20 protein-coding genes are annotated in these 25,773 nt (G+C 70.0%); 8 read left to right on the top strand and 12 right to left on the bottom strand.

The genetic code is table 11. The annotated features are described in order from the left end of the window. Nucleotide 1: 1 nt before the first annotated feature. The 4 genes from BLU81_RS20465 to BLU81_RS20480 are packed head-to-tail and all read left to right on the top strand — an operon-like array spanning nucleotide 2 to nucleotide 3,786. Complete coding sequence (locus tag BLU81_RS20465; protein WP_092546156.1) at nucleotides 2–979, top strand: hypothetical protein; 978 nt, start codon at nucleotides 2–4, stop codon at nucleotides 977–979. Beyond that, nucleotides 979–2,055: a trypsin-like peptidase domain-containing protein gene (locus BLU81_RS20470; RefSeq protein ID WP_092546157.1), complete on the top strand. Its 1,077-nt coding sequence runs from the start codon at nucleotides 979–981 to the stop codon at nucleotides 2,053–2,055. The genes BLU81_RS20465 and BLU81_RS20470 overlap by 1 nt, the downstream gene beginning before the upstream one ends. Further along, a complete protein-coding gene (locus BLU81_RS20475; protein ID WP_157751701.1) occupies nucleotides 2,048–3,064 on the top strand; it encodes an effector-associated domain EAD1-containing protein in 1,017 nt (338 codons plus the stop codon). The genes BLU81_RS20470 and BLU81_RS20475 overlap by 8 nt, the downstream gene beginning before the upstream one ends. After that, nucleotides 3,061–3,786 (top strand): hypothetical protein, encoded by a 726-nt coding sequence (locus BLU81_RS20480; protein ID WP_157751702.1) that lies wholly within the window; start codon nucleotides 3,061–3,063, stop codon nucleotides 3,784–3,786. Before BLU81_RS20475 ends, BLU81_RS20480 begins: the two co-directional genes overlap by 4 nt. A 16-nt stretch (nucleotides 3,787–3,802) precedes the next feature. Here BLU81_RS20480 and BLU81_RS51585 read toward each other — a convergent pair whose 3' ends face one another. After that, complete coding sequence (locus tag BLU81_RS51585) at nucleotides 3,803–8,668, bottom strand: S1 family peptidase (protein ID WP_092546160.1); 4,866 nt, start codon at nucleotides 8,666–8,668, stop codon at nucleotides 3,803–3,805. Further along, entirely contained in the window at nucleotides 8,665–9,837 is a 1,173-nt protein-coding gene (locus BLU81_RS20490; RefSeq protein ID WP_092546161.1) for a trypsin-like serine peptidase, read from the bottom strand. The genes BLU81_RS51585 and BLU81_RS20490 overlap by 4 nt, the downstream gene beginning before the upstream one ends. A 159-nt stretch (nucleotides 9,838–9,996) precedes the next feature. Here BLU81_RS20490 and BLU81_RS20495 point away from each other — a divergent pair, with 159 nt between their 5' ends. Then, nucleotides 9,997–10,680: a Crp/Fnr family transcriptional regulator gene (locus BLU81_RS20495; protein WP_092546162.1), complete on the top strand. Its 684-nt coding sequence runs from the start codon at nucleotides 9,997–9,999 to the stop codon at nucleotides 10,678–10,680. Nucleotides 10,681–10,930: 250 nt separating this feature from the next. Beyond that, nucleotides 10,931–11,728, top strand: a complete 798-nt coding sequence (locus tag BLU81_RS20500; protein ID WP_092546163.1) for a dioxygenase family protein — start codon at nucleotides 10,931–10,933, stop codon at nucleotides 11,726–11,728. 46 nt (nucleotides 11,729–11,774) lie between these two features. Here BLU81_RS20500 and BLU81_RS20505 read toward each other — a convergent pair whose 3' ends face one another. Next, on the bottom strand, nucleotides 11,775–11,927 hold the full coding sequence (locus BLU81_RS20505; RefSeq protein WP_197686315.1) for a hypothetical protein: 153 nt from the start codon (nucleotides 11,925–11,927) through the stop codon (nucleotides 11,775–11,777). Between the two features lie 791 nt (nucleotides 11,928–12,718). Between BLU81_RS20505 and BLU81_RS48430 the strand changes: the two genes are divergently transcribed. Then, nucleotides 12,719–12,889, top strand: coding sequence for a hypothetical protein (locus BLU81_RS48430; RefSeq protein ID WP_157751703.1), 171 nt, complete (start codon nucleotides 12,719–12,721; stop codon nucleotides 12,887–12,889). A 255-nt stretch (nucleotides 12,890–13,144) separates the two neighbouring features. Here BLU81_RS48430 and BLU81_RS20515 read toward each other — a convergent pair whose 3' ends face one another. The 7 genes from BLU81_RS20515 to BLU81_RS20545 form a co-directional block, all read right to left on the bottom strand. Continuing rightward, the gene (locus tag BLU81_RS20515) at nucleotides 13,145–13,330 is read right to left on the bottom strand and encodes a hypothetical protein (RefSeq protein ID WP_092546165.1); all 186 of its coding nucleotides are present in this window, start codon (nucleotides 13,328–13,330) and stop codon (nucleotides 13,145–13,147) included. Nucleotides 13,331–13,344: 14 nt separating this feature from the next. Beyond that, the gene (locus BLU81_RS50805; protein ID WP_092546166.1) at nucleotides 13,345–15,396 is read right to left on the bottom strand and encodes an RHS repeat-associated core domain-containing protein; all 2,052 of its coding nucleotides are present in this window, start codon (nucleotides 15,394–15,396) and stop codon (nucleotides 13,345–13,347) included. A gap of 791 nt (nucleotides 15,397–16,187) precedes the next feature. Beyond that, complete coding sequence (locus BLU81_RS20525; RefSeq protein WP_092546167.1) at nucleotides 16,188–17,426, bottom strand: hypothetical protein; 1,239 nt, start codon at nucleotides 17,424–17,426, stop codon at nucleotides 16,188–16,190. Nucleotides 17,427–17,489: 63 nt separating this feature from the next. Next, nucleotides 17,490–18,539 carry a hypothetical protein gene (locus tag BLU81_RS20530; protein ID WP_092546168.1) on the bottom strand — a complete coding sequence of 350 codons (1,050 nt, stop codon included), beginning with the start codon at nucleotides 18,537–18,539 and terminating at the stop codon, nucleotides 17,490–17,492. Further along, nucleotides 18,529–19,173 (bottom strand): sugar transferase, encoded by a 645-nt coding sequence (locus tag BLU81_RS20535; RefSeq protein ID WP_231954669.1) that lies wholly within the window; start codon nucleotides 19,171–19,173, stop codon nucleotides 18,529–18,531. Before BLU81_RS20535 ends, BLU81_RS20530 begins: the two co-directional genes overlap by 11 nt. Nucleotides 19,174–19,185: 12 nt before the next feature. Further along, nucleotides 19,186–20,442 (bottom strand): nucleotide sugar dehydrogenase, encoded by a 1,257-nt coding sequence (locus BLU81_RS20540; protein ID WP_092546169.1) that lies wholly within the window; start codon nucleotides 20,440–20,442, stop codon nucleotides 19,186–19,188. Nucleotides 20,443–20,492: 50 nt separating this feature from the next. Beyond that, complete coding sequence (locus BLU81_RS20545; protein WP_092546170.1) at nucleotides 20,493–22,445, bottom strand: nucleoside-diphosphate sugar epimerase/dehydratase; 1,953 nt, start codon at nucleotides 22,443–22,445, stop codon at nucleotides 20,493–20,495. A 393-nt stretch (nucleotides 22,446–22,838) separates the two neighbouring features. Between BLU81_RS20545 and BLU81_RS20550 the strand changes: the two genes are divergently transcribed. Further along, complete coding sequence (locus tag BLU81_RS20550) at nucleotides 22,839–23,987, top strand: glycosyltransferase (RefSeq protein WP_092546171.1); 1,149 nt, start codon at nucleotides 22,839–22,841, stop codon at nucleotides 23,985–23,987. On the opposite strand, the gene BLU81_RS20555 is transcribed toward BLU81_RS20550, so the two are convergent. Together BLU81_RS20555 and BLU81_RS20560 are read right to left on the bottom strand one after the other, a co-directional pair. After that, the gene (locus BLU81_RS20555; RefSeq protein WP_092546172.1) at nucleotides 23,902–24,483 is read right to left on the bottom strand and encodes a VanZ family protein; all 582 of its coding nucleotides are present in this window, start codon (nucleotides 24,481–24,483) and stop codon (nucleotides 23,902–23,904) included. The genes BLU81_RS20550 and BLU81_RS20555 overlap by 86 nt on opposite strands. A 39-nt stretch (nucleotides 24,484–24,522) precedes the next feature. After that, the gene (locus tag BLU81_RS20560; RefSeq protein ID WP_092546173.1) at nucleotides 24,523–25,128 is read right to left on the bottom strand and encodes a response regulator transcription factor; all 606 of its coding nucleotides are present in this window, start codon (nucleotides 25,126–25,128) and stop codon (nucleotides 24,523–24,525) included. Nucleotides 25,129–25,773: the final 645 nt, after the last annotated feature.

Raw genomic sequence — 25,773 nt, forward strand, 5'->3', positions numbered from 1 at the left:
CATGTCCCAGCAACGGGTCGTCGTGCCCGGCGGCACCACCCGCATCGATCTCGCCGCGCTGCGTCTCGGCCCGGCGATCGACAAGGGCGGCCAGGGCGAGGTCTGGTCCCTGACCGATCGGCCGGAGGAGGTGTTCAAGCGCTACTTCGTGGCCAGCGTGAACGGTTCCGCCCTGGCGGGGCTGGTGGCGTTCCCCGCCTCGCTCACCCCGGCCGGGCAGCGCGTGCTCGGGGAGAGTGCCGCCTGGCCCTCCGCGGTCGTCACCGATCACGGCAATGTCATTGGATTCCTGATGCGGCGGGTGCCCGCCCCGTTCATCGCCACCACCGCGAACGCGAAGAGCCAGTTGCGGGAACTGCAGTACCTGCTGTTCGACCCGAAGCCGCTGTGGGGCGACATCGAACCGCTGGACGCCGGCGACCGGCTGGAACTGTGCCGGCGGTTCGTCACCCTGCTGAGCATCCTGCACAGCCACCGGATCGTGCTCGGTGACATCTCGATGCGCAACATCCTGTGGAGTCCCGGCGACCCGCCGGAGTTGTTCATCATCGACTGCGACTCGGCCCGTTTCGAGACGTCGGCGTCGGTGCTTCCGCAGGCGAGCACCCCGGACTGGAACGATCCGCACGGGCCGGGCGGTACGTCCGATCTCGACTCGGACCGGTACAAGCTGGCGCTGTTCGTGGGCCGGGTGCTGTCGAAGAACGCGTATGTGCGCCCCGGAGAGATCCCGGCGCTGCTGCCCGGTCTCGACGACGCGGTGAGCGACCTGGTCCACAAGACGTTCGAGCGGGCGGCCGGGGCCCGGGGCAGTCGCCCAGGCACCGACGAGTGGGCGCGGGCGCTGAGCGGCCGGGGCAGCATCCCGCTGACCCCGCCTGTGCCACGTGCCCCCGTCCCGGTCCTGCCGATGGCGGACCTGGACACGCGCGGTGAACGGGAGACGATCCAGCTGCGTCCCATCCCCGGGCGGCCCTGATGCCCCTTGCCGGACGCCAGCTCAAGGCCGTCGACGAGGCGCTGCTCGACGCGTTCGGGCTCAAGGCACTCGACCGGCTGCTCCTGCACGGTCTCGACATGCACCGCGAACACCTGTCGATCGGTGACGATCTCACCGAGGTGGTATTCGCGGTGACCCGGGAACTCAACCGGCGCGACCGGATCCCGGAACTGGTGGCGGTGGCGGGCGCGTACCGGCCGGCACACCGAGGGCTGAGCGAGCTCGCGGACCGGTTGCTCGCGGCCCCGGTGCGCCCGGCCGCCAGGCCCGCCCTGGAGCTGCTGCTCAGCGGAGACCGCAGGCGACTGCTCGACGCCCGGGACTGGCACCTGAGGCTGGGGGCGCTGCAACGACGGGTCGCCCGGGTGGAACTGACCGACGGCGCCCGGCTCGGCACCGCGTTCCTCGCCGGGCCGGACGTCGCGGTGACCTGCCACCACGTGCTCGAACGTTTCGTCAGCGGGGCGGCGCCGGCCACCATGGTGCGACTGCGTTTCGACGTACGGACGTCGGCCACCGACTCGCCGATCTCCCCCGGTGTCACCTACCCGTTGGCCACCGACTGGCTCGTGGACGCCTCCCCGCCCAGCGCCGGGGAGCGCCGAGGCGCCGTGGACACCCCGGAACCCACCGGCGACGAGCTCGACTTCGTCGCGATCCGGCTCGACGGGCGGCCCGGCGAGGAGCCGGTCGACGGCATCCGTGAGCTGCCCGACGCCCCGGACCGGGGATGGCTGCCGCTGCCCGCTGCAGGGAGTCCGCCCGAGGCCGGCGATCCGCTGTTCGTCCTGCAGCATCCTCACGGAGGGCCACTCAAGCTCGCGTTCGACCGGGTGCTCGGTGTGAACGGCGGCGGGACCAGGATCCGGCACACCGTGGACACCGAGCCGGGTTCCTCCGGGTCGCCGTGCTTCGACCGGGATCTCAACCTGGTCGCGGTCCATCACAGCGGTGATCCGGCGGCCTTCGGCGGGGCGGCACCCGGCTTCAACCAGGCTGTTCCGATCGGGCCGATCGCCCTCCGGCTGGCCCGTGCCGGTGTGTGCGTTGACTGAGACGGACACCGTCCGGCGGCTGCGCGACGAGATCGTCGCCAATTACAGCCGGGCGCGGCTCGAGGTTGAACTCGGCCACCTGGATCGGAACCTGGAGGCGATCTCGACCGACCACGACCTGCCGACCATCGTCGGCAAGGTCATCGCCGACGCGCGGCGGCGCGGATGGTTCGCCCAGCTGCTCGACTGGGCGAGTCACGAGCCGTACCCGGGTCTGGCCGGGCTGGCCCAGCGAATGCTCACCGTTCACACCACGGCGGGGCCGCCGGCGGCCGCCGATCCGTGGGCCGCGACGTCGCTCAACGGGGTGCCGTACCTGGGCCAGCGGGATCTGCGGTCGGCGTTGCGGACGCTGCTGTCCCCGGCGCCGGAGCGGGTGATGTCGGTCGACGGCGAACGGGGATCGGGCCGCAGCCATTTCTGGTACTTCGTCAGTCACGTCGCGGCGGCCGACGGTGGCATCCGGCCGTTGCTGGTCGATCTCGCCGGCGACGGCCGGAACCGGCTCGGCGCGGCTGGCCTGACCGAGCGCATCCGGCTCGGCCTCGGTCTGCCCGCGCCGGACCTCACCCCGCAGACATCGAGCGATCCGGTACGCCTCCTGAGCGGCTGGCTGGGCGGGCGGCTCGGCGTCCAGACGACGGCGACGATGCTCGTGCTGGATGGATCCGCGGACGCCGAACTGGACGACGACGCTGTCGCGTTGATCCGCTGTCTCGGTGACCTCGCCGACCGGCGGCAGGTGCGGAACCTGACGGTCGTCCTGCTCGGCATCGCGGGGATCGCGAGGGACGGCTGGGCGGTGGCCCGGGCCCGTACCGCGGCCATCGGCCCGGACGACGTCGCCGCGCATCTGCGGGAAGTGGCCGAGGACCTGGGCGTCGACCTGGAGGCCGGCGCGGTGGCAGAGTTCATCACGTGGGCCGGGCCCGGTCGGCACACCGCACGTGAGGTGAACCACCGGGTGACCCGCCTCGGCGCCGCGTTGCGGGACCGGGCGGCGTCATGAGACCCGTGCCCCACGACCGGGTGGTGCTGTCGCTGGAGATCGCCGGGCTCGGCGAGCGCGCCGGAACCGTCCGTCCCGAACTACTCGCGCGGCTCCACGACATGCTCGCAGAATCGCTGAACGAGGCTGCCGTCGCGCCGGATCGCTGCGAATGGTTCCCCACCTCGGAGGGTGTGCTCCTGTCGATCGCGGACTCGCCGGTGCCGATCGCGTCGACGGTGCTGCGCTGCCTGCACGAGCAACTCGACGAACACGCCGCCCGGTACGCCGGGAGCCACGTGATGACGCTGACCGCCGCGCTCGACCACGGATTCGTCACGGTCACGGCTGGACGACCGGACGGTACCGCGGTCCGGGCGTGCACCGCGATGCTGGGGCGAGCCGACGTGTCTGCGGCCGCCGCGGCGGTTCCGTCCGCCGGACTGGTCGTCGTGACCTCGGAGGGGTTCATGCGCGACGTGCTCCGGCAGAGGCATCGAGGCACCGGTACGGCGTTCTACGCACCGTCCGGGGAGGCGAGCGGCGCCGATCGGGTCTGGGTCCGGGTCTTCGGCGCCCCGATGCCGCCAGTTGCTCCCCAGGTGGCTCTGCCTCCCGCTGCTCCACCGGTGGTTCCGCCTCCCACCGTCGCCTCGGCAGCCGCGGCGAACGGCGACCGGCGGCGGGTGCCGTTCACCGCGGCGCAGGCCCGGGAGCTGATCCGGCGTCTGGACCGGCAGTGATCCGGCCGGGTCCCGGTCAGCTCTTCCAGGCCAGGCCGTCGAGCATCCGGCGGTGGACGTCGTCCCAGATCACGAACGCCCGGTGGACCGTCTCGATCAGCGGCGACCCGTTGTCGTGCCGGAAGACCGCCGCCAGGAATCTGCCGGTCCGGCCCGAGCAGTCGACGTAGTCCACGAGCCTGGCCAGAACGGCGTCCGTCTCCGGAGCACCCACCACCGGCATGCGACCGGGTTCGAGATCGGCGGGCGTCCACGGCAGCACCGAGCCGGCGATCGTCGCCAGGTTCGCCAGGTCCGGGCCACCGGGACGAGAGGACAGCGCGAGGCGTACGGCCGGCAACAGCTCGGGATTGTCACCGCGCAGCAGGCGCAGCACGTGCGGACGGTACACCGTGGCAGCGATCAGAGGCACGGCGTCTCCCAGTCCCGTGGCGAATCGCCGCGCCTGATCACCCAGGATCTCGTCACTGCGCAGAACCTCCGGGCCGGTCCCGCGGTCCCGCCGCACGCCCGCCAGCGCGGACATGTCGTCGAGCCACTGAGGTTCCGGGCGGTACAGGCCGGTCACCTGACGCAGCGTCCGCCCGGCGCCGGGAGCACCGGCCGCCGCCCACGTCAGCGCGCGGCGTAGCTGGTCCACCGGAAACTGGTCGGCCGTCGCCGGTGCAGCGTCCGGCCGCGAGACCAGCAGGCGTTCCGCGAGGGAGCGATGCGGCCACGGTTGCCCGGCACGCTCGGCCAGCAACCGGCTGTAGAAGAGCCGCTCGACGATCTCGTCCTGCGATCCCGCGATGACGTCCAGGGTCGCGATGTGCCGCGACAGCCACCGCAGGCACGCCACGGCCGCGTCGCCGCCGGTGATGACGGCGTTGACCACCGCGTACCGGCCCGCCCATCGCCGTTTTCCGGGCGACGACTCGTAACCGCGCAGCACGGCGGAGTGGTCCTGCCACCGCGCGCTCTCACAGAACGCCTGCGCCAGCCATTCCGGCTCGGTGCGCAGGGCCCGCTCTTCGAACAGCCGCAACGCCGGCCGCGCCCGCCCGGAGTCGACGAGTTCCCGGCCGTGTCGCTGCGCCCAGGTCTCCCAGGCACGCTGCGGCAGCGCCGTGATCTCGGCGGCCGTGAGGTCGGGGTCACCGCGCAGCGCCCGGATCTGGCCGGCGATCCGTGGGGTGAAGTCGCCGGCCCAGTCGCCCAGCGCGTCCAGTTCACCGCGCTGGGCCGGGGTCGAGCCGAGTTCGGTGACGACGAAGTCGGGTGGGTCGAGCAGCAGCCGGTGGTAGAGGACTTCCCGGGCCGCCGCTTGCGGGGTCAGGTCGTGACGATCCGATCCGTACCATTCGATGGCGGCCTGATTGATTCGGGCCACGGCGTCGCGCTCGGCCGGATCGTCGATCATCAGGCGCAACACCGCGCGACGTACCTCGGTGTGGTGGCGCAGGCCGTCGTGGGCTCGCCGGACGAGCCAGACCTCGTCCTCCAGCCGCCGCATCAGGTCGAGAGCCGAGGCGTCGTCCAGCTCGCCCAACCGGCACGCCGGCGCGACGACCTGCTGAACGACCGCGGCCGACAACCGCCGCAGGATGAGCCCCGGGTGGGTGACGGCTCGGGCGCGAGGATCGGCGACGTGCCCGAGATGCCGCTGGTACAGGACGGCCCAGCGGATCGCCTCGTCGAGCGACGGTACCGAGATGTCCTCGCTGAACAGGGCGGCTTCCTCGGTGGGTCCGAGTGACGGCAGGATCCGGGCGGCGATCCGGAGCGTGAGCGGGTTGCCGAATCGGGCCGCGATCCGGGTCGCCTGACCGGAGTCCATGCCGTGGGCCGTCAGCAGTTCCCGCCGGGCCGCGACATCCAGGTCACCGAGGTGAACCACCTCCGCGCGGGTCCCGCCAGGCGCCGCACGGCCCGCAACGACCACTTTGAGGCCGGCCAGGCCCATGTCCTGCCGGAGCCGGGTGAGCCAGGCCAGGAGGTCACGCTCGGAGTCGTTGCCGGGTCCGCGGTCCTCGTCGCGACGCGGTCTTTCCCGCTGCCATTCCTCGAACGTGTCGAGCAGCACCAGCACCGGCCGGGTGCCGAGCCGGTGCAGACGGACGATCACCGCCGCGTCGTGGTCGAACCGGAAAGCCGCCCGCCGGTCCTGGTCTACGGCGTGAGCGGCGCCGTATCGGTCGCTGTCGGTCCGGTGCTGGCCCTCCAGAGCCTGGTGCCGCAGCGCGGCGAAGTCCGCGCCGGCCTCCGGGTGAGCCGTTCCGAGTTGGCGGGTGACCTCGAAGGACATCTCGAGTTCCCGGCCCGGGCGGAATCGCAGCCGGTCGAAGTCGATCACCACCGGCAGCGGTCCGCCGGGCGGCGGCGTCATCAGGCCCTCCAGATATGGCCGGGCGAACTCGGCCAGCACCGTGGACTTGCCGGAACCCCCGATCCCCGTGACGGCCAACACCGGGACAGGGCGTGCCGAGTCGACCGGTTCACCAGCGAAGTCCCGGAGCCGGTCCAGCACCGCCGTCCGGCCGAACACCCCCTCGTGGACCAGCAGTCGATGGTCGTCGAGCAGACGTCGGACGGCGGCGAGCCGGTGCGCCTCGGCCAGGTCGCTGAGCCGCCCGCGCAGCGGCGCCGCCCAGGTGAGGGCCTGCACGTCCGGTTCGGGTCCGCCAGTACCGGCGCAGAGCTCCCGCAGACGTTCACCGGGTGTGTCGGTCGGGATCTCCGCGACGTCTTTGAGCCGGAGGCGCAGCGTGTCCCCACTCATCGTGCGGAGAACGTCGTGGCGGCTGCCGGACCGCAGTGTCCAAGCCCAGCGCTCGGCGGCGCGGACCCGGTCGAAGTCGGTCTGCAGCACGTCCAGCGCCCGCTCGCCCTCGTCGGCCGGCATGTCCCGGATCAGGTCCTCGGGGCTGACCGCGCCGGACAACGCGGCCCGCTGCAGGACCTTCCGCGCGGCGGCGTCGGGCACGGTGACTCGGGTGGTGAACCACGGCCTGGCCTGGAACAGCTCACGCTCGGCTTCGGAGCGCCGCGCCCAGATCTTCCGGAGAGTCCGCGCGGTGGCGGGCGCCGCCCGCAGGATCTCCACCGCTGTCGCGGCGAGGCCGTAGCCGGTCCAGCCGTCGGCCGCGGCCTGCGCCATCGCGGCGGCCGCGGCCCGGCGCAGTCTCGGGCCGGGCTCCTCACCCGGTGGCAGCAGGTACCCGCTGATCTCGTCGGCCGTAGGCTCGGTCAGTTCGTCGATCGAGGCGCCGAAGCCGGGCGGCACGGGTTCCTCCCAGCCGAGCAGGACCAGCCGCAGCGCCGGCAGATCCCCGAGTGCGCCGATGATCCCCGAGACGACGTCGCGGATCGGCGGTGTGATGCGGAAGGCTTCCGACTCGGCGCCGCCGAGGAGGAGCCAAACCGGGTGGTCGGCCGCGTCGGAGTGCCAGAGGCCGCTGAGCGCCGGGAGGATCCCGTTCCGGATCTCCCGGGCACCGGTGGTCATGCCATCACCCCGGATCACTGTGGGATCGGCGGGTATCGCACGGGTGATCCGGTCCGCCAGCTGCTCGGCCGAGCAGTCGAGGGCGCCGGACAGGTCGAATGTGATCACCGGGTCCCCGGCCCGTTCGACATACTCCCGGACGAGCCGGCTGCTGAATCTCCGGCCGGTGCCCGGGGCGCCCCGGATCACCAGGAGCCGGTCCGGGGCCGGGGCGTGCCGGGCCAGGCCACGCCACAGACGCTGCTGGGTTCGCACCCGCCCGATCACCGGGTACGGCCCGGGCCCACCGCCCGGGGCCTGCCTCAACTCCGTGATCAGGGGTGTGTCCGCCTCGGTCAGTCCCAGGCGGGCGGCGGGCCCGGCGAAGAACCGCACCGGCACGGCCCGGTTACGAACCGGGGTGGCCGCGGAGGCCACGCCGCCGGGGACCGGCCCGCCCTGATGGATGCCGACCATCCGCCAGTCCTGGTCGAACAACGGCGCGCCCGACGAACCCCGCTGGGTGTTCGCGCTGTGCAGGAAGCGGACGGCCGGTTCGCCCAGGTGCCGTTCGAGCCGGCCGTGGGCGACGAACAGGGACTGTCCACCGGCGGACGCGCCGTGCGGATGCTGGAACACGAAGACGGCGGCAGGCACACGTGGCGGATCCGGGCGCAGTTCCGGCGCCGACGGGAGCAGGAGCGGTGCGGCGAGCCTGATCAGTGCGAGATCCCAGGGACCGTCCTGCGGCGAGACCCCGGTGACGTCGTTCTCGTCGACCGGGTCGGGTTCGGTCCGGCTGCCCCAGTACAGCCAGTCGCGGTGCAGCGGGGCGACGGTGCCCCGGCGGAGGATCCGGCGGCCGCCTCCGGCCGGCTTCATCGCGTACCCGAAGGTCAGGCTGAGCCTCGCCAGACTCCCGGTCCCGGCGGCGAGGCCCCCGGTGGTGTCGGTGACCAGGTCCCCCAGGACGTGGGCCGCCGTCGCGACCAGGCCGTCGCCCAGGTACACACCGGTACCCGCGTGTTCGCCGTCCACGTCCACCCGGCAGATGTATCGACAGGCGTCCAGCCCGCCCTGGAACAGGACCAGCCCGTCGCCCATGAACTGGGTGCTGTCGATGAACGCCTGGAACTCGAACGCCAGGTCGCCGTTTCCGCCCATGGCTGTGACGAGATCCCGAAGACGAGTCGCGGGACGGATCAGCCCGTACCGGAGAAGCTCGTCGACGAAGGTCTCCAGGAAGTCGCGCAGCGCCGCCACGGCGAACGCCTCCTCCAGGAACGACCGACGCGGGCTGCCGGTCTGGCGTTGCAGGTGGGCGCCGTTGGCGCGGGCCACCTCGCCCCAGATCCGGTCGATCAGTGGCCAGTCGGGGACGACCGCTGCGGCCAGCGCCCTGACGTCGGCCGTCACCGGGAACCCACCGGTATCGCCCCGTGCAGTTCCCGGGTGATCCGTTCCAGGGCGTGTGCCCAGTTGCGCCGGGCGTGCTGACCGGCGAAGTGCAGGCCGAGTCCGGTACGCCCGAAGACCGTCAGGTCGGCCACCAGCGAGCCGGAGCTTCCGCCCAGCGTGCTCGCGTCGTGTGTCATGACCCAGCCGCGGGGGTCGTCACTCAGTTCGCCCGGGGCGTCGGTGATGACTCCCGGCGACAGCCGCTTGCAGCTCAGAACCCCGTTGAACAGCGTCGCCATCAGGTTCGGCGTGGTGGACGTCGGATCGCCCGGGTAGCCGGTCACGTAGACGGTGCGGCCCTTGGTCGCCAGCCCGCCCATGGTCATCGGGTCGTCGCCGCGGGCGACCGTCACCGGATCGGGGAAGGGCCGCCCCGCCACCGGTTCCAGCTCCAGCACCGCCAGGTCCAGAGCATGGAAGTCGAGTCCAGGCCCAGTCGGCGCAGATGCCGCCGGGGAGCCGACGCGGAGCACCCGCCGAATCGGGAACCGCCGGTCCGGGCGCTGGCCGCCGGCCTCGTGCCCGAAGTTGACGGCGACGCCGGGCTTGAGCCGGCCCTCGAACCGGCCGCCGATCCGCGTTGCCTGCGGCGCGATCGCCTGGAGCACGTGATAGTTCGTGACGACGACGCCTTCGTCGATCGCCCATGCCGTGCCGTGGTACCCGACTTCGACGGCCGGGTCGGGATCGTCGACCCGGCCGACTGACCGGCACACCACCCGGACGTCCTCCTGCATCCGGGACAGCATCTCGCGGTAGCCACCGATGGCCGGATGGTCCAGGACGGGAAGGTCTTCCTTGACGAACAGCACCGGACGGGATCCGTCGGTGGCCACCACCGCTTCCAGCCCGCTGATGTCCGCTGGAGTCAGCCGGGCGGCCTCTCCCTCACCGAGCAGTTTCGCCAGAGCGCTGTCCGCCAGTCGCAGGATCTCCAGCCGCCGGCCGGGGTCCGCGGTCATACCGGTCACCCGTGCGATGTAGCCGATCTCCGCGTCGAGTCGTTCCGTCAGTCCGGTCCGGATCGCCGGATCGGTGCTCCCGCCGCCGGACGCAGCGGTCTCCAGCGAGTTCGACCGTTCTCCACCGACGGCGATCGCCTTCAGATACTCCCGAGCCTCCGGCATGTGCCCACCCCATCTGCGATCGAATCTGATGGAGCGTCCCGGTAGCCTGAGAACACTGTCAATGACAAATGTCCATCAGGCGGCGACGTCATCCTTTCGGTGCTCCCCTGGACGGTCGCGGCAGTCGCCTCTGTTCGACACCCGGTGAGGACAGAAAACATGACCAGGGCAGATGATGTGGGGCGTCCTTTCTGGCAGGCCCTGGACCCGTCGCACCGCGCTGCCCTGTCCGCGATGGGCTCGCCTCGCGATTACCCTCCGCAGGCCGTTCTGGTCCGCGAGGGCGACGAGACCGATTTCGCCGTGGTGATCCTCAAGGGTTGTGTCAAGGTCTCCCTGGAGTCCGCCGGCGGCTATCAGACCGTGCTGGGCTTGCGTGACGCCGGGGACGTGGTGGGTGAGCAGGCCTGCATGGACGGACGGCCACGATCGGCGACCCTCTCGGCGATCACGCGAGTCGAAGCGCTGATCCTGCACGGCCCTCCGCTGCGCCTCTTCCTGTCCCGTAACGCTGACGTGGCCGCGCTGCTGCACCGGACGGTCTCCGCCCGGCTTCGCGAGGCCGACCGGCACCGAGCCGCCGCGGGATCCGAGTCCGCGCCTCAACGCTTGGCCTCTCTCTTGCTGGACCTGGGCCGGAAGTACGGAGTCGCCACCGCCGCCGACGGCATCCGTCTCGAACTGCCCCTCTCGCAGAGCGACCTGGCCGGACTGATCTCGACGTCGCCACGAACCATCGGACGTGCCCTCGAACAGTGGCGGGACGACAAACTCATCAGCACCGGACGGCAGAGCCTCGTCCTGCTCTCCCCCGAGGATCTGCGGCTCATCGCCGGCATCTGACCAGCCCGCCGATGGTGCTGTCCGCGGGAACGTCGCAATGCCGCGGCACCGAACCCACGACGATCGGCCGTGTCTCCGCGAGCGCCTTCGAAGCCCCGTCGGCCTCCATGCCGAGCCCTTCCCCCGCTTACCCATGGGCAGCAGGGGAAGGGATGACCCAGCCGGTATGACCGGCAGATGATCAACCACAGGTCATTCATAGAGTTCGATGTTTCGATGCGGTTTCCCCCAACGGCAGAAGGAGGAATCCATGGAGGACAACGAAGCCTTCGTGCGCGAGGTGCACGACAAAGGTCTCGCGTACGACCTGCCCGTCATGACCCGGCGGCGGATGCTGTCCGCGGTCGGCGGCGCCGGAGCCCTGGCGGTGGCAGGTGGCACCCTGCTCAACGGCACCGCGGAACCGGCACTGGCGGCCTGCGCGGCCGAGGTCGACTCGGAGACGGCCGGACCGTACCCGGCCGACGGCTCGAACGGCCCCAACGTCCGGGTGCTCTCCGGCATCGTCCGCAGTGACATCCGGTCGTCGTTCGGCACGTCGACGACCACCGCCGCGGGCGTACCGCTGCAATTCTCCCTGACCATCAACAACGCCGCCTGCACCCCGACGGTGGGCGCGGCCGTCTACGCCTGGCACTGCGACCGGGCCGGGCTGTACTCGCTGTACTCGTCGGGCGTGACGAACCAGAACTACCTGCGCGGCATCCAGGTCACCAACTCGTCCGGCACGGTCACGTTCACCAGCATCTTCCCCGGCTGTTACGCGGGCAGGTGGCCGCACATCCACTTCGAGGTCTACTCGTCGCTGGCCGCGGCCACCAGCTCGTCCGGCCTGATCAAGAAGACGTCGCAGATCGCGCTGCCGGAAGCGGTGTCCCGCACGGTCTACGCCAGCGCCACCGGCTATTCGCAGAGCGTCACGAACCTGAGCCGGATCACACTGGCCGGTGACATGGTGTTCGGCGACGACCTGGCGGCCACCCAGATGGCGACCGTGACCGGGTCGGTCTCGGCGGGTTACGTGGCGAACCTGACCATCACCGTCTAGTGATGAGAGGGGCCGCCGCCCGAGCCGTGGGCGACGGCCCCGACCGTCAGTTCCGGACCGACCCGTGCGGGTCCAGGAGGTACTTGCGGGCCGCGCCCTGATCGAACTCCTGATATCCCCGCGCGGCCTCGTCGAGGGAGATCGGCGTGGCGTTGACGTTGCGGGCGATCTGCACCCGGTCGTACAAAATCGCCATCATCAGTTGATGGTTGTATCTCATGGCGGGGCACTGCCCGGCGACGAAGGAATGTGACTTCGCCCAGGCTTAGGGCCGGTACGACCCGGCGCTGACCGCCTTCGACCAGGTCATCGAGGGCAATGACGCGTCCACACGGCCCGAAGCCGCGTTCCTGTCCGCAGCCTGCCTGCAGAAACTCGGCCGACCCGGACCCGCCCTGCAACGGTCCCGGCTGGCCGAACGGCTGTGGGCCGAGGACGACCCCACTCCGGCGGTACGGATCCGGATGGCGGCGAACCTGGTCGTGCAGGCGCTGGTGCTGGGCATTCTCAGGGCCCCTGAGTCCGCGTACCGGAAAAGCTGGAAAGCAGTGGAGACGGCCGCGAGACCGACGCCGGGGCGGGGGCTGCTGGGCGCGCTGCGGGTGCAGGGGCCGTGCTTGATCGTTCTCGGCCGTTTCCGGAGGCGGCGGAGGTGTACGAGGAGGCCCTTGCCGGCGCCGACGGGCTGCCGGAGGTTCCGCCGGTCGAATACGGGCTGATCCATCTCGGTCTCGGCAACTGCCGAGCCTCGTCCGGTCAGGTCGCTGGGGCACGGGATGCGTTCCTGGCCGCGGCCGGGTGCCTGCGCGAGCTTCCCGAGCAGGTCACGCTGATTGCCGGGGCGCCGATCCCGGCCGCGCGCTGCCACCGGGAACTGGGCGACAACCGGTCCGGGCCGCCCTTGGCCGACGAAGCCGCCGCCCGGTGCGAGGCACTGATCGTGGACGCCGCGAGCGCGGCCGCACTCGCCGACGTGTACACCGAGGCAATGTGGAGCTGGTCGTCGGCCACGACACCGAGGGTGACGGCCGGGCCGCTGCCGTTGAGGCCACGCGGATTCTGCAGGCGCTGGCGGACATGGCCCGGGACGCGTTCCGAATGGTGTGCCTCAACGTCCTCGCGGTTCAGGTGCGGGAGATGGGAATCCGATGCGCGGCATGACCGGGCTGACCTTCTCGTCACGCAGCATCCGCTACGGCGCCGAGTAACCACCGAGGGCGAACAGATGCTCCTGCTCACTCGGGTTGCAGCCCGCCGGTCCGTCATCGCGAGCCGCGGGGAAGCCCCACGTCCTCCGGCTGCAACGCCACCGGCAGGCCGCGGTGAACGAGAGCAGCACATAGCCCGACCGCCGAGGCGATCGGGCTATGTGTCATCCGAGTGTCCGGAAGACAAGGGAGGTACGCAGGAGACCGGCTACCGGATCCTGCGCGCCTCCTCCTCATTCCAGATCGAGATCTCGCCGTCTCCGTGCTGCTCGATGACGAGTGCTCTGGCCTCCTTCAGAGAAGACGCCATGACAGTGAACTGGGGACCGAAGTCACCATCGGCGAAGATCACTACTTGGTATTCCAGCAACGGCGGTTCCGGATTCTGGCTCATATTGACTCCCACCCTCAGTTCAAGCCCGCCAGGCACCTGGAGCTAAAGCAGATGCCACCGACGATGGTCCCCGGGGATCTCAGCACCTTCGTGATCTCGGCATCACTCATGGTCGCCACATCGTAGACGTGGACGTTCTGGAAGTATCCGAACGCCTCCACGTCCTTCTCGTAGAAGTCGCGTTCATAGACGAGCTTCCCTTCCGGTGTGCCGTGAGATCCGGAGAGGATGTGGACTTCATCGCCGTCCCGGCGAGCGTCGTGAACGAGCTTCCGGAAGTCACTCTGGTCGACTAGCTGGTCAGTCAGATAGACCTCGCCGCCCGCAGCGTTCGTGTGCGCGGTGAACTTGGGTGCTGCGGCAGCTCGTGAGGCTCTTTTCGCTTCTGCCGCCGCTTCGACGGTTCGAGCCGCGTCCGCCGCCGCGTCGGCGACACGGGCGGCTTTCAAAGCCTTCAACGCCTTGCCGAATCCGAAGGGGATGAAGTTGCTCGCGGCCCAGGCGCAAGGCTCCGCGCCGCCGCCTGTGGCGCAGTCCTCGAAATCGCTGTAGCCGCTGGTTTCCTTGATCATCTCAAGGGCTTCGGCGCCACGCTTGTTCTGGAGGCCGGCACAGGCAGCCGGGTTTTTGGTGCACCAGGTGATGTGATATACGGTGCTGAGGTTCGTCTGGTTTACCGACTTGAGATCGACGCCGTACGTCTTCTGGGCGACCTCCTCAGTCGTCGTGCCTCCGCCGTCCTCGCCGCCGACGTACTCGCCCTCGTCGGTCTCCTCGCCGTTGTGACCGTTGCCGCCGGGGTCAGTGCCGTCGTAGTGGCAACCGCCCCCGCCGCCGATGCACGGGTCGAGACCACTCGGGTCGGACAGGGTGATCGGGCTGTTGTTGGCGTAGGAGTAGCCGTTCCACTGCTGTGGGCTGGCCAGGTCCTGGACCGAGTCGACGGAGATGAAGCGTCCGTTGACCAGGTCGTACTCGCGGGCTCCCAGGTGGATCAGGCCGGTGTCGTCGATGACGCCGCCGACGTAACCGCGGTTGTTGGGCCACGCCCCGGCCGTACCGCCGCGGGGTGTGCCGTAAGGCGTCTGGCGCCGGGTGGTGGCCTGTTGGGTCGTCGCGTTGACGGCGACACTCGCGGTGCCTTGATGGTCGGGTGACAACCAGGTCAGGGCGGCGGCGGTACGGGATCCGATGGTGGCCCCGGCGTGGCTGTAGTAGCGGGTGCCCTCGGTCTTGGCGGTGCTCTTGGTGTAGCGGATCTCCTGGCCCGGCAGGTACAGCGTGGTCCCGGTGGGGTCACGCTGGACGAGCCGGTTGCCGCTGGGGTCGTAGAGGTAGGTCGTGGTACCGGTGGTGTCGGTGACCGTGTCGACGTGGCCTTCCGCATCCCACGTGAGGATCTGGGTGCCGGCGGTCGCGGTGGGCCGGGTCAGGGTGTTGCCGGTGGCGTCGTAGGTGTAGGAGCCGGTCCGCGCGCCGGTGGTGCCGGTGACCGCGTGCGGGCGGACGCTGGTGCTGCCCGATGCCGGGTACTGGTAGTCGGTGGTGGTTTCACCGTCGGTGGTGTGGACGGTCTCGCTGGTGCGGTTGCCGATGGGGTCGACGATCCAGCTGTGCCAGTACGGTGCCGGCCCGCCGAGTACCGAGGCCGACGGGGCCGCCGCGCAGTCCCCACTGGCCGGGGTGCAGGCCCGGGCCAGCCGGGCGAGGTTGTCGTACCCGAAACACTGGACGTCGTCGGCCGGATCGGGTGCGGCGTCGGCGATCCTGGTGATGTTGCCAGCGTCGTCGTACCGGTAGGTGGTGTCGGTCAGGATGTACGGGGCCACCGAGTCCCGGTCGGTGCGGATGCCGGTGAGCCGCCCGGTCTCCAGTTCCCGGGTGTACTTGGTGTAGACCCGGCCACCCGCTCCGGTACCGGTGTAGAGCTTGACCTGGTCGAGCTGGCCGAGGGCGTTGTAATCGGTGCCGGTGACGTAGGCCTGGTTGGTGGACCCGTACAGGCTGTCGACGGTGATCGGCTGCCCGAGGCTGTTGTAGTCGTAGGTCAGCCGCTCCGCCGGCAACCCGGCGTTGGCCGCCGGCAGGCTCGTCGACCTGATCGAGCCGTCGACGTTGTAGGTGGTGTTGTACTGGTAGTTGCCGGACAGACCGGTCTCGGTGGTGGGGATGGCGACTTCGGTGTTACCGGGCTGATAGGCGTCGTTGTAGTCATTGATCTTGAACTGGTAGGCGGCGCTGCCGACGAACCGCGTCGATGACTTTAAGGTTTCATGATCACCAATACAAGAGACTTCCCTACGGATAGTAGGCGCAAGGAATACTCAACGAATCCGGTCCGGATGCCACCAGACGGCGGGGCTCTCGCGAAGGTGACCGGCGTGCGGGCAAACGCCCGGAACCGCCCGCCGACCAGAACAGAACCGTCAGTAGTAGCTGATAGCGCATATCACCCGCTCACCCGGCCGATGTCCTCGAAGCCGGGCGGGGAGAAGGGAAGCCAAGCGAGGAAAGGAAGGCCGGGCGGAAGGGACGCCGAGCGGGAAAGGGACGTCCCCGGCCGCGGCAGGCCGGGGACGCAGGGCGGGCGAAGGGTGCTCGCGGGCAGCTGGACGTGAACGCCGCCGCTGGTCGGCGCCGGTTCAGCGTCGGCCGGGGTGAGCCGGGCTCTGGCGGGACGGGCTCACATCGACGACCATCCCGGTTCTCGGGTGCCCCCGAGGCTACTACCGCGAGGTGATCGACTGGGCGCTTTCGAGATATCCATCGAGAAATTGGCATCGCCTCGAGGCAATGGACCGATAGTGATCGGCCGAGCGCAGGGCGGCTAGGCCCGGTCGCAGGGCGCGCACGAGCCTCAGGCCGCGGTGACGTCGGAGCGGCTGGCCGGCAGGGCCGCATGTAGGCGGGCCTGGGGCAGCGGCCGGGCGCGGTGCAGTCCGGGCCCGCCGGCGGGGACCGGACGGCCGGACGGCAGCTGAGGGCCAGCCCAGGAGGGGAGGGCTCCGGGGGCGCTGACCGTACGGTCCGGGGGGATCCACAGCGGCTGCGGGGTGACCACTGAACCCCACCACGTGACGGTCCCGTAACCGCGGATCAGTGGTGGCTGGAGGGCCGGCCAATACGCCTCGGCGGGGATGGCCAGCCGCCACGCCTCGGCGGTGGCGAAGGGCACGAGGGCCCCGGCGCGCGGTGGCGGCACGGTGATCGCGGTGCCGGCCTTGGCCGTGGAACCGGCCTTGGCGGGGACCGGGTCCGCACCGGCGGGGGCGACGGCCGCGGGCGCGGAGGCCAGGACGACGGCGGAGCTGACGATCGCCACCCCGGCGAGCAGGGCGGCCAGCTCCCAGCCGGGACGGATGGTGTCGCCGACCAGGGTGAGGGCGATGATCGACGGGAGGACGACCTCGCCGGTCCAGTGGACGGCGGTGACCCGGCCGACCTCGCCGCCCTGCAGCGCACTGGCGTAGAGCAGCATGCCGGTCAGCGCGAAACCGATCATGGTCCAGGTGACCGGCTCGGTGACGACGGCGACGACAGCCGTGGACGCCTGCCGCATCTCGTCGGCGGGGAACTGCAGGGCCCGCCCGGAGATCGCGGCCCCACCGAGGGAGAAGCCGCCGATCAGGGCGATCAGCCCGGGCCGCCCGGTGCGGGTGGCGCCGTAACCGAGGGCCCACAGGCAGAGCAACGCGGTGACCAGGCCGAGGCGGACCTGGGTGGACGGCAGCATCTCGTGCTGCTCACCGGCGGAGAGGGCGAGCACACCGAGGGCGCCGGTGGTGCAGACGATGGCGGCGACGTCCCGGCGGCGCAGGGTGGAGCCGAGGAACAGCCAGGCGGCGACCGCGGTGACCGCGAGCGAGCTGGCCAGGACCGACTCGACGACGTAGACGGCCAGGTGCTGGAGGGCGGCGATGGCCCCGACCCAGGCGACGATGTCGAAGGCGATGCCGGCGAGGTAGAGCGGATGGCCGAGGGTGCTGGCGGTGCTGTGGCTGCGTTTGGCGCCGACGGCCTGCAGGATCGAGCCGGTCGCGTAGCTGAACGCGCCGAACACGGCCATCCCCAGCGCGAACCAGTTCGCAGAGGTCATCGCCCACCTCCTACAGAATCACGCCGACCACAAGATCACGCTGAGTAGATCCGAGCCTCACGCTCAGATCATAGAACTCATCGATGATCCTTTCGACCCGGACTTCACCGCCTCCGCGATCCGCCGTAGATCACCGGGTCCACATCGGTGGTCGACCGGCAGGGTCAGCATCCGGTCGGCGAGGTCGGCCGCGGCCGGATCCGCACTCCAGAACCCGTCCCGGTCCTGCCGCCAGTGCACCGGCGCGTAGATGCCCTGCCCAGCGAGAAAGCGCAGCAGCTCATCACGCTCGACAGACGATCGGCACATCAGCTGTACGCGGAACCCGCCCGCTTTCACCCCGAGCGCCGCCGCCACTTCAGCTGAGTTCAGCGCGCTCACCGACCGTACGCCCGCGATGTCCAGAAGCGGCAACAACGCCGCGGTGACCGCACTCGCCGGCCCGGCACTGCCCAGCAATTGCCTCTCCCCCGCGGTCTGCAGCCGCCGGAAATGGTCCTTGGGCACCGGCCGCCCGTCCAGCCACGCACCTTTGAGCAGCATCGCGGCGAGTTTCAGATCGGCGCCCGGAGCCGGCGGCCCCGAAGGCTCCGGCAGGTCCAGCCCGCGCGGCGACCAGAGCAGTGCGCCGTCGGGAAGCGGCAGGGTCTTGCGCAGCGAGGCGACCACGTAGGACGCGGTGCTGGCGCAGGCCCACGAGCTGAACGGATCGTGCGAGTGGTCCTCGACCACCGGGACGCCGGGGTGGGCGCGCATCCAGTCGTCCCAGGGCCCGCCGTCCTCGCAGCCGAAGAGGTTCTGGGCGAGGACCACGTCGCCGTCGCGGACCCGCAGCGTGCCGAAGTCGGGTCCGGTGCCGCCGGGCAGATGCCGGTAGAAGACGATCGGCATCTGATGGGAGAGGAATTCGGCGACCCCCATGCAGAAGTACGAGGGAACGTGCAACCGCCCTGGAAAGGAACCGAGCAGAGCGCTGAGCGCGCCCGCCGCGGTGGCGAACAACGACCGCCGTTCCGGTAGCCAGCCGGGCAGGCCGCCCCGCTCATCGCTGAGCAGGACGGCCGGATCCCAGTGGAACTCGGAGCCGATCTCCCGAGGTGGATCAAGCGGCACGGGAGACCTCTTCAGGAGACGAGGCCCGGGTGATGTTGTGCGAGTCGACGTGCACCGGCGGCTCCCCGCGGTTGACGGTGATCGCGGTCCGCCACAGGATCTTCAGGTCGAGCCGCGGCGACCAGTTGTCGACGTACCAGCGGTCGAGTTCGAACCGCTGCGGCCAGTCGATGTCGTCGCGCCCGTTGACCTGCGCCCACCCGGTGATGCCCGGCTTGACCTCCAGCCGCCGGGCGTCCTCGGGCGAATAGCAGGCGACCTGTGGGAGTACGTCGGGGCGCGGCCCGACCAGGTTCATCTGCCCGCGGAGCACGTTGAGCAGCTGGGGCAGTTCGTCGAGGCTGGTGCGCCGCAGGATCCGGCCGCACCGGGTGATCCGCGGGTCGTTCTCGACCAGGCCGAACGGGTCGTCGATGCCGAGTTTCGCGCTGAGGGCCACCGAGTCGTGGACCATCGAGCGGAACTTGAGCATCCGGAACGGGACGCCGTCCTTGCCGGCCCGGTCCTGGACGAAGAGGACACCCTTGCCGTCGGCGATCCGGATCCAGGCGGCGACGGCCAGGATCAGCGGGGCCAGTGGTAGAAGCATGAGCAGAGCGGTCAGCCGGTTGAGTCCGTTCCAGACAGAGCGCACGGTTACCCCCGTTTACAGTGATTCGACGTTCGCGCCGGTCAGGCGGCGCCGGGTGTCCAGCACGTACGGCGCGTGCTGCAGGACCAGGTCCAGATCGAAGTCGTCGTGGTCGGCGAGGAGCACGACGGCGTCGGCGGCGGCGGCCTGCTCGGCGGTGAGCGCGACCATCTCGACCCGGCTGTCGACGTGGGCGTCCTCGACCACGTGCGGATCGGCGGCCCGGACCTCCGCGCCCATCTCCAGCAGCAGGGACGCGACCCGGCGGGCGGGTGATTCGCGGGCGTCGCCGGTGTTCTTCTTGTACGCCAGCCCGAGCAGCAGGATCGTCGACCCGTTGACGGCTTTGCGGCGTTTGTTGAGGGCGGTCACGAGGCGCCGTACGACATAGTCGGGCATGTGGTTGTTGATGTCGTTGGCCAGTTCGACGAAGCGGAAGCTCTGCCCGAGGGTCCGCTGCACCCGCCACGACAGGTAGGACGGATCGATCGGCAGGCAGTGGCCGCCGACGCCGGGGCCGGGCACGAACCGCATGTAGCCGAACGGTTTGGACGACGCCGCGTCAATGGCCTCCCAGACGTCGATGCCTAGGTCGTGGGCGTACACCGCGAGTTCGTTGACCAGCGCGATGTTGACGTGCCGGAAGGTGTTCTCCAGCAGTTTGGCCAGCTCGGCGACCTTGGTGTCGGCGACCGGGACGGTCCGGTCGACGACCGACGCGTAGAACGCCTGCACCATGGCCAGCGACGACGGGTTGATGCCGGACACCACCTTGGGTGTGGTGACCAGGTTGAACTCGCGGTTGCCGGGGTCGATGCGCTCGGGGCTGTACCCGAGGTGGAAGTCGACCCCGGCGATCAGCCCGGAGCCCTCCTCCAGCAACGGCCCGACCAGCTCGGTCGTGGTCCCCGGGTAGGTGGTCGACTCCAGTGCGACGGTCGCGCCGGGCCGCAGGTAGCGGGCCAGCAGCCGGGCCGACTCCTCGATGTAGCTGAGGTCCGGGGTGCCCTCGCGCAGCGGTGTCGGGACGGCGATCACCGCGACGTCGAAACCGGCGCAGGACCGCGGGTCGGACGACGGATGGAAGGAGCCGCTCGCGAGGACCGTCCGCAGGTCCTCGGCGGAGACGTCGTCGACGTACGACTCCCCGGCGGCGAGCCGTTTGATCCGTTCGTCGTCGACGTCGAAGCCGACGACGGTGTGCCCGACCTCGGCGGCGCGGACCGCGAGCGGCAGCCCCACGTAGCCTTGACCGGCGATGACGACCCGCATGGGAACTCTCTCCTTGCTGATTCTCGGGATTCGGGGCTTGCGCCTGCTCTTCACGAGCGCGGGCCGGGTACGACGTTCTCCGGCGAGCGGCGCTGTTTGCCGGTGATGACCGGGTGCGGCTTCTTCGGCAGGGCGGGGCTCTCCGACAGCCAGTGCAGGACGGCGATCAGTTCGTCGCGCTGCGCGGACGCGTCGAGCAGGGACAGCACGGCACCGTCCAGCGGCGGTACCGGGGCCTGCGAGATCAGCGGGTGGTTCGGCCGGTGGTCCGGCTCGTCCGGCCCGAGCAGCACCTCGGCGAGTTTCTCGGCCGGGCGCAGTCCGGTGTAGACGATCTGGATGTGCTGGTCGGCGGCGTCGGCGATGCGCTTGGCCACGTCGGCGATCCGGACCGGCTCGCCCATGTCGAGGATCAGCACCTCACCCTTGCTCTCCAGCGCGCCGGCCTGGATGACCAGCCGCACCGCCTCCTGGACGGTCATGAAGTAGCGGGTCACGTCCGGGTGTGTGACGGTGATCGGGCCACCGGCCGCGACCTGCGCGGTGAAGGCGGTGAGCACCGAACCGCGGGAGCCGAGCACGTTGCCGAAGCGGACGCTGCAGTAGGTGCCGGTCGCGGTGGCGTCGGCGGCGGCGGTCAGCCGTTCGGTGATCCGCTTGGAGTAGCCGAGGACGCTGCACGGGTCGGCGGCCTTGTCGGTGGAGATGTTCACCAGGCGATCGACGTTGTGTTTCATCGCGGCCTGCAGGATCTGGTACGTACCGATGATGTTGGTCTTCAGCGCCTCGGACGGGTGCATCTCCAGCAGCGGCAGGTGCTTGAGGGCGGCGGCGTGGAACACCACGTGCGGTTTGTGCTCGGCGAAGACCTCGTCCAGGCGCTGCAGGTCACGGATGTCGGCGACGACCAGATTGCGGTCGTCCAACTGCCCACGACCATCGAGCGACAGCTGTACGGCGTGCAGCCCCGACTCGTCCCGGTCCAGCATCACCAGCTGGGCCGGGTTGAACCGGGCCAGCTGACGGCACAGTTCCGAGCCGATCGAGCCGCCCGCGCCGGTGACCAGCACCCGGCGTCCCTCCAGGTATCCGGCGACCGCTTCCAGGTCGATGCCGACCTCACGGCGGCCGAGCAGGTCGGCGTGGCTGACCGGCCGGATGTCCTCGACCCGCACGGTGCGGCCGAACAGTTCGACCACCGGCGGGACGACCTTGAGGTCCACGTTGAGCGGCTGGGCCATCTCGGTGAGTGCCCGGATCAGCTCGGCGCTGGCGCTGGGGATCGCGATGACCACGGCTTCGGCGCGGTACCGGCGGACCACGTCGGCCATGTCGTCGCGGGTGCCGGACACCGGCACGCCCATCACCCGGAAGGTGCGCTTGGCCGGGTCGTCGTCGAGCAGGGCGACCGGCACGTACGGGCTCTGCGGGCTGCGGAGCATCGCCCGCAGCACCTGGGTGGCGCCTTCGCCGGCGCCCATCACGACGACCCGGGTGCCGTGCTCGGGTGACGGCCGCAGCCGGTTGTCGTGCAGCAGCCGCACGGTGTAGCGGACGCCGGCGGTGAACACCAGCGCGATCAGCCCGGCGGCGATGATCGCCGACCGGGGCACGAGCCGGCCCATCAGGGTGTCCAGCAGGAACAGCGCCGGTGTGGTGACGGCGGCGGTCCGGGCCAGGGCGGCGATCTCCTCGAAGCAGCCGTACGACCAGCGGCCCGTGTAGAGCCCGAAATGGATGCCGGCCGCGGTCTGCACGACCGCGGCGGCCGCGGAGAGCACGACCAGGCCGGTGAAGTCGACCTCACCGATGTGGCCGTCGTGTCGCAGCAGTGTCGCGATCAGCAGCGCGCTGGCCAGTGCCACCGCGTCGGTGACCGCTCGTGCCGCCCGGCCCGGCAGGGCCTTGCGGTACCACGCGACCGGATGTGGTCCCGGGCCACGCCACTCACCGGGAGTCGCGTCGGCGCTGGAATCGCCGGACGCTCGTCGCCGTACCTGCATGGATTCCCCCTCGTACGATGCCGGCGCGACCGGCCGCGGATTCCTCAAAGCTCGAATCAAGGAAAAGCGAGCGTGCGCAAATGCATTTCCGGACAGTGAAATGCGGCCGCTCCGATTTGGCTTTCGCAAATTTAGACTCGCAGCACCGGAGGACGGTTTACAGTAGCAATTGTCATACGCTACATGAATGAATTTCACATTCACTGATCGGCACTTTCGGCAGATACTTTCGGGCCTGCCCACCTGGCCATTCGGCGGAGGATGTCACATCGACGGCGAGAATTACTCACTTTAGGCGTGACATCTGCGACTTCCGTTGTAGCACTATTTCCGGCAGCGTCATCGGTGCGGGTTGGGCAAGCGTTCTGTCGAGAATGCGACCGGGGGAAAAGAATGAGGGTGCTGCACGTCATCAGCACGCTGGAGCCGCAGGCCGGACACCAGTTGCGGTCACTGGTGCGCCGCCTGCCGTACGACAACGAGATCGTCGCGTTGTCACCCGGTGGCCTCGCCCCGGAACAGGTCCCGGTGCACCGGATCATCGGAGTGCGCGACCACGACACCGCGGTCGTCCGGCACCTGCGGCAACTGATGCGCGCCGGCCGCTACGACCTGGTGCACACCCACCTCTACCAGGCGAACGTGCAGGGCCGGGTCGCCGCCCGGCTGGCCGGGGTGCCGCACGTGGTCGCCACCGAACACCACCTCGGCGCCGTCACCCGCCCGCTCTACCTGGCCACCGAACGCCTCGGCCAGATCACCATCGCCGGGTCCGCCGCGATCGCCGACCGGCTGCGCGGCTGGGGCGTGCCGCAGCGGCGGATCACCACGATCCCGAAAGCGATCGACCCCGCCGAGTACCGCTTCGATGCGGCGTTGCGCGGCACCACCCGGGCCCGGCTCGGCGTCGCCCCGGGTGTCCCGCTGGTCGGCGGTGTCGGCCGGTTCGAGCCGGACAAGCGGTTCGACCTGCTGATCCGGGCGATCGCCGAAGTTCCCGACGCGGTCCTGCTGCTGGTCGGCGACGGGCCGTCGCGCGCCGCCCTGGAACGGCTCGCGGTCATCGAGGGTGTCGCCGGGCGGGTGCTGTTCGCCGGGGCGGTCGCCCATCCGCACGCGATGTACTGCGCCATGGACGTGTTCGCCTCACCCGGCCAGACGTCGTTCGGGCTGGCCGCCCTGGAAGCGGTCACCGCCGGGCTGCCCGCGGTCTACGGGTCGTGCGTCCCGCTGGCGGAACGGGCCGCCGCGCGGGCCCCGGTCCCGGGCACCCACCGGCTGTCCCAGGACCGGGAATCGCTGCCCCGGGCCCTGCGCGCGGAGCTGCTGTGCCTGGCCGAGCGGGGCGGCACGCGGTTACCGGGCCGATCGGCGGGGGCACGGTACGACGCCGACCACCTGGCCTCGGCGGTCGGCAGCCTCTACGAGCGGATCTCGGCCCGGCCCGGACGGCGGTTCATCGCACCGCTGCTGGCGTACCGTGGCCGGTTCGGGCGAAAGAACAGCTTTCCACTGCCCGGCTCAAGCGTTCGGAACGCATGAACCGCCGCAGCAGCAGATAGCCCAGCCAGGCCCCGAGAGTGTTCGACATCAGATCGTTCACGTCCGCCCAGCGGTTGCCGTCCAGGGTGAGCAGCAGGGTCAGCTGGGTCGACTCGATGGCCAGACTCAGCAGGAACCCGGTCCACACCACCCGGCGCTCGGACCGCACCCCGAACACCACGTGCAGCACCGTGGCCAGCGGCATCGTCATGACCGTGTTGAGCAGGAAGTCGAGCGGCCGCATCTCCAGCACCGGAATCAGGATCAGCCGGTAGAGGTCCGGGCCGCCGGCGCCGTCACCCCAGCCCAGATGCATCGGGAGCAGGGTCGCGCCGAGGACGGCGACCCCGTACCACCCGGCACACCAGCCGGCCAGCAGCCGCGGCGTGCTCAACCGGCCCCTCCGGTGCAGCAGCACCCCGACGACGATCATCAGGATGACGCCCAGCGGCAACAGCACGGGCAGCGCGGGGACATCGATCTGGTGACTCGGCATCCGTTCCCAAGCTACCCGTCTTCACCGGTCGCCGAGGTGTCAACGCAGCCAACCCTGCTTTCGGGCGATACGAATGGCATCGAGCCGGTTACGCGCACCGGTCTTCGAAATGATCGCGGAGAGGTAGTTGCGGACCGTTCCGCCGGAGAGGTAAAGCCGACCGGCGATCTCCTTCACCGACTCGCCCTCGGCGGCCAGGCCCAGCACCTCCAGCTCGCGGGTGCTCAGCCCTCGGTCGGTGTTGAGTGAGGCGGCCTGCAGCATCGGCGACACCACCCGCTCGCCCCGCGCCAGGCGCCGCACCGCATCCGCCAGCGAAGCCGGGGACGTGTCCTTGATCAGGAAGTTCAGCCCGCCGTTCCACCGCCGGGGCGGGAGCATGCCGCGTTTGGACGGGTCGCAGAGCAGCAGCATCGAACACGACGGGATCGCCGAGTGTAATTCGTCGGCTATCGGCAGGACCTGGCTGACCATGTACTGCGTGTCGATCACCACGACCGACGGCCACAACTGCGCGGCACGCTGCGCCAGGTCGCCGCCGATCGGCAGAGTGTCGACGTAATGCATGTCCGGTGCGGTCTCGAGGAACGCTCGCACCGGGACACCGAAGTACCCCTCGTCTCTGACCACGACGACCCGGATCATCACACCACCCTCGTTGATGGACGCCGGCGGTGGCCGGGCCGTCGACCTGTCAGGAACGCAGGACGCACAATCCTTTTTATCGCCCCGTGTCCATTCAGAGGACCAGGGGTAGACAGATCTTCCGATGATCCGGGAAAACTGTCGTCCGCCCAGGTAGAAACCACTCCGCGCCAATAGCGATCTTCACCGTCCACATACTTAACGTAACGGGCCGGAACACTCTGCGCACCTAGCCATAGCCGATCGAACGAGTCAGGTATGCCGGATCAACGAATCGGGGGGCCGAAATGACCAGGACATCGATCATTCACCCGACGGAAACCCAGGCTATGTCCCACTATTTCTGGACTAAAGGTACAGTTGGCTGATCGAATTTCGCCATTCCGATCACCTGATAGTGACAACTATTCCCTCTTCGCAACCAGACCGTTATCCCTGCCATTCAAGATCCATTCATGTGCCGATGCGGCTTGAAAGTCCGAAAGTGATTACACAAGCCCCCGGCCGGGTGAACATTCCCCGCCATGACTTCCGCCCCTCAGGAACGGGGCCGCACCCGGGGCTGGTCGCCGGGCTCGGGGAGGATGTACGCTCCCCGGCAATGAATACCTTCGTGAACGAAACGGGGGTCCTGTCCACGCAAGT

The sequence above is a fragment of the Actinoplanes derwentensis genome (genome assembly GCF_900104725.1).
GTDB classification, from domain to species: domain Bacteria; phylum Actinomycetota; class Actinomycetes; order Mycobacteriales; family Micromonosporaceae; genus Actinoplanes; species Actinoplanes derwentensis.

What these genes read in the sequence shown, in the direction of transcription:
- BLU81_RS20480 (WP_157751702.1), top strand. Translation starts at nt 3,061, where the DNA reads ATGAGACCCGTGCCCCACGACCGGGTGGTGCTGTCGCTGGAGATCGCC.
- BLU81_RS20470 (WP_092546157.1), top strand. Translation starts at nt 979, where the DNA reads ATGCCCCTTGCCGGACGCCAGCTCAAGGCCGTCGACGAGGCGCTGCTC.
- BLU81_RS20465 (WP_092546156.1), top strand. Translation starts at nt 2, where the DNA reads ATGTCCCAGCAACGGGTCGTCGTGCCCGGCGGCACCACCCGCATCGAT.
- BLU81_RS20545 (WP_092546170.1), bottom strand. Translation starts at nt 22,445, where the DNA reads ATGCAGGTACGGCGACGAGCGTCCGGCGATTCCAGCGCCGACGCGACT.
- BLU81_RS20500 (WP_092546163.1), top strand. Translation starts at nt 10,931, where the DNA reads ATGGAGGACAACGAAGCCTTCGTGCGCGAGGTGCACGACAAAGGTCTC.
- BLU81_RS20515 (WP_092546165.1), bottom strand. Translation starts at nt 13,330, where the DNA reads ATGAGCCAGAATCCGGAACCGCCGTTGCTGGAATACCAAGTAGTGATC.
- BLU81_RS20555 (WP_092546172.1), bottom strand. Translation starts at nt 24,483, where the DNA reads ATGCCGAGTCACCAGATCGATGTCCCCGCGCTGCCCGTGCTGTTGCCG.
- BLU81_RS20495 (WP_092546162.1), top strand. Translation starts at nt 9,997, where the DNA reads ATGACCAGGGCAGATGATGTGGGGCGTCCTTTCTGGCAGGCCCTGGAC.
- BLU81_RS20540 (WP_092546169.1), bottom strand. Translation starts at nt 20,442, where the DNA reads ATGCGGGTCGTCATCGCCGGTCAAGGCTACGTGGGGCTGCCGCTCGCG.
- BLU81_RS20490 (WP_092546161.1), bottom strand. Translation starts at nt 9,837, where the DNA reads ATGCCGGAGGCTCGGGAGTATCTGAAGGCGATCGCCGTCGGTGGAGAA.
- BLU81_RS20525 (WP_092546167.1), bottom strand. Translation starts at nt 17,426, where the DNA reads ATGACCTCTGCGAACTGGTTCGCGCTGGGGATGGCCGTGTTCGGCGCG.
- BLU81_RS20560 (WP_092546173.1), bottom strand. Translation starts at nt 25,128, where the DNA reads ATGATCCGGGTCGTCGTGGTCAGAGACGAGGGGTACTTCGGTGTCCCG.
- BLU81_RS20505 (WP_197686315.1), bottom strand. Translation starts at nt 11,927, where the DNA reads ATGATGGCGATTTTGTACGACCGGGTGCAGATCGCCCGCAACGTCAAC.
- BLU81_RS20550 (WP_092546171.1), top strand. Translation starts at nt 22,839, where the DNA reads ATGAGGGTGCTGCACGTCATCAGCACGCTGGAGCCGCAGGCCGGACAC.